The sequence below is a fragment of the Myroides injenensis M09-0166 genome, assembly GCF_000246945.1.
Taxonomy (GTDB): Bacteria; Bacteroidota; Bacteroidia; order Flavobacteriales; family Flavobacteriaceae; genus Flavobacterium; species Flavobacterium injenense.
The window spans coordinates 1-6480 of the sequence record NZ_BAEX01000128.1 but is presented as its reverse complement, the minus strand read 5'-3'; the positions used below and the strand labels follow the sequence as shown (position 1 = coordinate 6480).

Here is a 6480-nt window from a genome sequence, read left to right as displayed (position 1 = left end):
ATCTGCTGTTTCTTTTTGCAGTTTTCTTAATTTTTGAGTTTTTAGCGCGGACTTTTAGCGCATTTTTTGTCCTTTTTTCAATCATTTTAGCATTTTTAATGCTCCATTCGCTTCTCGTAATCCATTTCAAATTATCAGCACGATTATTCAGAGGATTTCCGTCAATGTGTTCCAATAAAATTTGGTCTTCGCTCGGTTCGGGAAGAAAATTTTCAGCAACTAATTAATTAGGCTGAAATATTTAACAGTTGTATTTTTATTTTCAGTTTTTGAGAAAGCAACTTGCGCTGTAAATCCACCAACCAAAGAAGGCTTCAAAAATTTTGTTTCTTTTTGTTTCTCAACGCCGTTTTTGTCCACATATTTTTTTCCAATTCGTCTTACATTCCCGAAGTTGGAAATTTCGTAATTAAATTCTTTATGTTATTTCCAAATTTCCATTAAAATTCTCTCAAGTCTTATTGATACGCTGTTTTAGTGAAATAGCAGATAACGGTTTGCAGCTATACGCAGGCAGGGATTTTAACCACTGAACTTCCTACGAAGAACTGAACTTTAAATTTACCACTTAACTGTCCTACGAAGCACGAAACCCCTGCTTGCGTATAGGTGATGTTATGCGGTCGGTTTTCATTTTCTCTTCTTTCTCGTTAATTTGTCAAGCAAAGTTACTAAATTTGCAGTCAAGCAATTTCAATTTTTGAATTATGTATTTCAGCAGACCTTGGACTTCTATCTAAGTGATAGGCAGTCCTGAAAATTCCAATCTCTTTTAGGTCAAGACAATTAGTCTATGGGTTTCGTGTACCGACTTTTTTGTAAAGGCGTTACGTTGTCATAGTTGCTCTGTCGGGTAATACTGTCTATTCACTTCTCCACGATTTGAATTCAAGTTGTGTGCTTCCCCGAAATTGGTCCGATTAAAAATAGAAAAAAGGCCCTATTTTTAATTAATAATTATGAAAACAACACAATTTACGGAAGCACAGATTGTTTCAATATTGAGACAGCACGAGAAAGGCGTTAAGGCAAGTGATATTGCCAGGTCAAATGGCATTTCAGAGAAGACCTTTTACCGCTGGCGAAGCAAATATGGGGGGATGGAAATTAACGATCTCAAGCGCCTAAAGGAACTGGAAGCTGAGAATGCCAAGCTCAAACGGATGTATACCGACTTGGCACTACTGAATGAGGCCTTGAAAGATGTGATCGAAAAAAAGCTTTAGCGCCTTGCCAAAAAAAGGAAGTCGTTACCTATCTGACCTGCGAACATCGGATAAGTAAGCGCAAGGCCTGCAAAGCAATTGGACTTCCCAGGAGCAGCTATAGCTATCAAGCTTGCTCCAAACAGGATGATAAATACATTGGGCTATTGAATGCTTTGGTCGATAGGCACGTCAGTATAGGTTTTTGGCAGAGCTATCATAGGATACGAAAATCCGGAGAGGTGGTTAACCACAAAAAACTGTACAGGATCTATACCGCACTAAAACTTAACATTAGAAGGAGGACAAGGAAAAGATTGCCAGCTAGGGCAAAACAACAACTATTTAAGCCACATGCAATCAACCAGGTCTGGAGCATAGATTTTATGAGTGATAGCCTGTGGGATGGGAGAAAAATAAGGCTATTGAATGTAATCGACGACTTTAACAGGGAAGTACTTATGATAGAGGCCGATACCTCGCTGCCAACCTTAAGGGTAATCAGGTGCCTGGAAGAAATTGCCCAGCAAAGAGGTTATCCGCAAATGATCAGAGTGGACAACGGACCGGAGTTTATTAGTGCAAAATTGGATATGTGGAGCAAGCAGAGGCAGATCAAACTGGTTTTCATACAGCCCGGCCAACCCACACAGAATGCTTACATTGAAAGGCTCAACGGCACATTCAGAAGAGATATTTTAAACGCCTATGTGTTCACATCAATAAAAGAGGTAAAAATGATAAGTGAGGAATGGATAAAGGATTATAATTATAACAGACCGCATAGAGCGCTAAAAAATAAAACACCGATGGAGTATAAGTTTCAACAATAAATTCTATTTTTGATTGGCACGAAAATAAGGGAAGCACACAAAGTATTCACCTGTAAGAAGTTACTAATGACAAAAAAGAAATTGCCCGTTCGTTTTACGGGTCAGCACTTTACTATTGATAAAGTGCTAATAAAAGATGCAATAAGACAAGCAAATATAAGTAATCAGGATACGGTTTTAGATATTGGGGCAGGCAAGGGGTTCCTTACTGTTCATTTATTAAAAATCGCCAACAATGTTGTTGCTATTGAAAACGACACAGCTTTGGTTGAACATTTACGAAAATTATTTTCTGATGCCCGAAATGTTCAAGTTGTCGGTTGTGATTTTAGGAATTTTGCAGTTCCGAAATTTCCTTTCAAAGTGGTGTCAAATATTCCTTATGGCATTACTTCCGATATTTTCAAAATCCTGATGTTTGAGAGTCTTGAAAATTTTCTGGGAGGTTCAATTGTCCTTCAGTTAGAACCTACACAAAAGTTATTTTCGAGGAAGCTTTACAATCCATATACCGTTTTCTATCATACTTTTTTTGATTTGAAACTTGTCTATGAGGTAGGTCCTGAAAGTTTCTTGCCACCGCCAACTGTCAAATCAGCCCTGTTAAACATTAAAAGAAAACACTTATTTTTTGATTTTAAGTTTAAAGCCAAATACTTAGCATTTATTTCCTGTCTGTTAGAGAAACCTGATTTATCTGTAAAAACAGCTTTAAAGTCGATTTTCAGGAAAAGTCAGGTCAGGTCAATTTCGGAAAAATTCGGTTTAAACCTTAATGCTCAAATTGTCTGTTTGTCTCCAAGTCAATGGGTAAACTGTTTTTTGGAAATGCTGGAAGTTGTCCCTGAAAAATTTCATCCTTCGTAGTTCAAAGTCGGGTGGTTGTCAAGATGATTTTTTTGGTTTGGTGTCGTCTTTTAAGCTGCCGCATAACGGGAAACGCATTGGCGAAGTGGCGGATAAATTGAACCGAAAGTTCAATTTAGCAGTGACGTAGCCGATGTGTTTCCACAGAAGCTAAATTATTAAAAAAAAGCTGAATGTGGGACACATTCGGCGGAATAAAAAGCACAAAAGTTGAATTTTGAACTTAACCCGCCATTTTGCCAATGCGATGTTGAACTAAACCTCCGGTAGCTTTCGCTGCGATGATTTAGTACCTTAGTATTTATTAACGTTTAAATAATTGATAATATGGTAACTAAAAAAAATCTCCGGAGGAATTAAGAACGAACAAATATTTGAATCGTGCTTGTAATGAAATTACAGGTTTTTCTGAACTTCTGCAACGTTTTGAGCGAAATATTTCTATTTTAGGACGAAGCAAACGCACTTTTGAAAATTATTCGCGCCATGTGGCCGCAATGGCACTTCATTTTGGTGCTTTACCAACCGAATTACATCCAGAACAAGTTAAAGATTATCTCTTTGAACTGCAACAACGTTCCAATTCACCTTCGCAATCGTATTTTAAACACACGGTTTACGGACTTCGATTTCTTTTAAAAACAGAGAATTTACCTTACGATCATCTTCATTTACCATCGATTCCTAAAGAAAAGAAACTTCCTGTAATTCTGAGTCGAGAAGAGATTTGGAAGATGCTTCAACATGCCGATTTACTCAAACATCGCATTTTAATTGGATTGATTTACGGCTGTGGTTTGCGTTGTATGGAAGTTAGAAATATCGAATTGAAACACCTAGATTTTGATAGAAAACTACTGCATATCGTTCAAAGTAAAGGCAAAAAAGATCGTTATGTTCCTTTATCGGATCATCTCATTCGAGGGATTAAAAAATATATTTCGGTTGAACATCCTACCACATTTTTATTTACAGGCAACACCAAAGATGCCAAAGGTTTTGATTCGCGATACAGCCAACGTGGGGTTCAATGGGCGATTCAATCGGTTTGTAAAAAAGCTGGAATTTTAAAAGACGTGCATACGCACACGTTGCGCCACAGCTACGCTACGCATTTGTTAGAAGATGGGGTGAATATTCTTCAGGTTCAGAAACTGATGGGTCATGAGCGTGTGGAAACCACGATGGAATACTTGCATGTTTGTCAGCTCGAAAATCAAAAAGTACACAGCCCACTAGATACCGTTTTTGCTTTATGCAGCCGCAGTGGGAAGTAGCCGATGTGCTGAGAAAAGTCGATTTGTCCAACCAAAACTTTACCGTTCATCAAGAAAAAACGTTAAGAGCATTGACTTTGTGCCGAACTGCTGCTTTGGGCGGACATGTAGATGCTTGTGATGCTTGTGGCAACATTAGTATTAGTTACAACAGTTGTCGCAATAGGCATTGCCCGAAATGTCAAGGTCATAAACGTGAAGAATGGATTCAGGCACGTGAGCAGGATTTGTTGCCTTGTTCGTACTATCATTTGGTTTTTACCCTTCCAGATTCGCTTAATGGATTAGCGATTGCACATCCAAAAATCGTTTATAAAATCTTGTTTGATTCTGTTTGGTCGACATTAAATCAATTCGGAAAAACGGAAGGTTTGCAACTAGGAATGATTGCGATTTTACATACCTGGGGACAAAATTTAAGTTTACATCCACATTTACACTGCATTATTCCTGGTGGTGGAATTGATGCCAACGGTAAATGGAAACGCAAGATAAAAACCGATAAATACTTATTTGCAGTAAAAGCGTTAAGCAAGGTTTTTCGAGCAAAATTTGTTGCCTTGTTACGTAAAGAAAAGCTTGCCGATGCTCATGTTTTGCAAAGTTTATTTGATAAAAATTGGGTGGTTTATGCCAAACGCCCATTTGGAGGTCCCAAACAAGTAATCGAATATTTAGGAAGATACACCCATAAAGTTGCCATCAGCAATCATCGGATTAAAAATGTAACAAATCAAGAAGTTACCATCAACTATAAAGATTATAAAGGCGGAAGTAAAACCAAGCAACTCACCTTAAAAAACGAAGAGTTCACAAGGCGATTTAGCTTACATATTCTGCCTAAACGCTTTGTGCGCATACGCCATTACGGTATTTTAAGCAGCAGTTGGAAACGCGGAAAACTCCAACAATTGCAAAAAGATTTAAAAGTTGTACGCCCAATAATTGAGCCCAAAACCCAACATAAAAAATGCTATTGTTGTAAAGTCGGCAATCTGATCACCTTGCATGTTTTTGGGCAAAGAGGACCACCGAAAGCCTACCTTATCGGAAGTAAACTTGCGCCTGTGAATTAACTTTTATGGGTAAGGGAACTTGTGTTTGGTTGTTTCGAAAAACAATGTAAAAAAATAGAAACAAACACAAAAAAAGCAGTAATCGTAAAATTACTGCTTGTATATCTTAAAACTGCACTTCGAAAACTCCATAATACGTATTAAGCTCCCTACGGTTCCGTTCAACGGGCTTTCATCTCGTGCCCTCCGGGCAAGACGAAAGCTTAGTTATTATGTGTAGTTTTTTAGTATCTTTGTCAGATGAAATTATCAGATTAGCAAATTTACTTTACGCAACGTATAGGAAGAGAATAGTTTAGTATTATTCTTCGTTTCCTTATTGTCTCTTATTGTAAATTAAATATGTTAAATAATGAAAAATTACTTCGAAAGTCCTTTTAAAGGAAAAATAATCAAAGACCACATAACTAATCCCAATATAATTTCGGGTAAATATTCTTATTATTCTGGTTATTATCACGGTCATTCATTTGACGATTGTGCTCGTTATCTGTTTCCGGACAGGAATGATGTCGATAAACTAATTATCGGTTCTTATTGTTCAATAGGGAGCGGTGCAAGTTTCATAATGGCAGGTAATCAAGGTCATAAATATGATTGGATTTCCAGTTTTCCATTTTTTTATATGTCTGAATTTGATGTTTTCAGTAAAAGCCAAGATGGATTTCAAAAAGCAGGAGATACAGTTGTTGGGAATGATGTTTGGATTGGTAGTGAAGCTATGATAATGCCAGGAGTTCAGATAGGAGATGGAGCTGTTATTGGCAGTCGTGCTTTGGTTACAAAAGATGTTGAACCTTATTCAATTGTAGGGGGAAATCCAGCCAAATTGATAAAAAAGAGATTTAGTGATGATGACATCCAAAAATTGCAGGAAATGAAATGGTGGGAATGGGATGAAGAAACCCTTTTTGAAGCAATGCCAATTCTTTGTTCAAATAAAATCGATTTGTTGTACAAGTTTTTTAGAAAAATGAAATGATAAAAAGAAGGTTCCGAAATTCGGAGCCTTTTTGTTTTAACTGCGTTTGCGGCTAAAATTACACATAATGGCTCGGCGAATTGGCGAAGTAGCGAAGCTGTATCGAAGATACAAAAGCGGAGCTATTTAGCCAAGTCGCTTGTTGTAAGCAGTCCGCGAAGCGGCGGCTTACGGCAAGCGACGTAAGTCGCCGAGCCATTGTTAGCAAGGAGCGCAGCGGATTGCTAACAACGTTTTCGG

The 6480-nt window shown here is 37.7% G+C and carries 5 protein-coding genes and 1 pseudogene; 5 read left to right on the top strand and 1 reads right to left on the bottom strand.

The features are described 5' to 3' along the window. Positions 1-205 (bottom strand): annotated as a pseudogene (locus RH98_RS16220) (HNH endonuclease); the annotation flags it as partial. Between the two features lie 754 nt (positions 206-959). Between RH98_RS16220 and RH98_RS15505 the strand changes: the two are divergent. From RH98_RS15505 to catB, 5 genes are all read left to right on the top strand, one after another. Next, positions 960-2038 (top strand): IS3 family transposase gene (locus tag RH98_RS15505; RefSeq protein WP_141629448.1). Its coding sequence is split into 2 segments (ribosomal slippage): positions 960-1221 and positions 1221-2038, totalling 1080 coding nucleotides; the frame shifts between segments, so codons are not numbered across the junction. A gap of 66 nt (positions 2039-2104) precedes the next feature. Beyond that, entirely contained in the window at positions 2105-2905 is an 801-nt protein-coding gene (gene erm(F), locus RH98_RS14430; RefSeq protein WP_010256780.1) for a 23S rRNA (adenine(2058)-N(6))-methyltransferase Erm(F), read from the top strand. Positions 2906-3279: 374 nt separating this feature from the next. Then, positions 3280-4182, top strand: a complete 903-nt coding sequence (locus RH98_RS14425; protein WP_010256771.1) for a tyrosine-type recombinase/integrase — start codon at positions 3280-3282, stop codon at positions 4180-4182. Beyond that, entirely contained in the window at positions 4161-5258 is a 1098-nt protein-coding gene (locus tag RH98_RS14420) for an IS91 family transposase (RefSeq protein ID WP_010256768.1), read from the top strand. The genes RH98_RS14425 and RH98_RS14420 overlap by 22 nt, the downstream gene beginning before the upstream one ends. A 352-nt stretch (positions 5259-5610) precedes the next feature. Continuing rightward, entirely contained in the window at positions 5611-6240 is a 630-nt protein-coding gene (gene catB / locus RH98_RS14415; protein WP_010256763.1) for a type B chloramphenicol O-acetyltransferase, read from the top strand. Positions 6241-6480 lie beyond the last annotated feature (240 nt).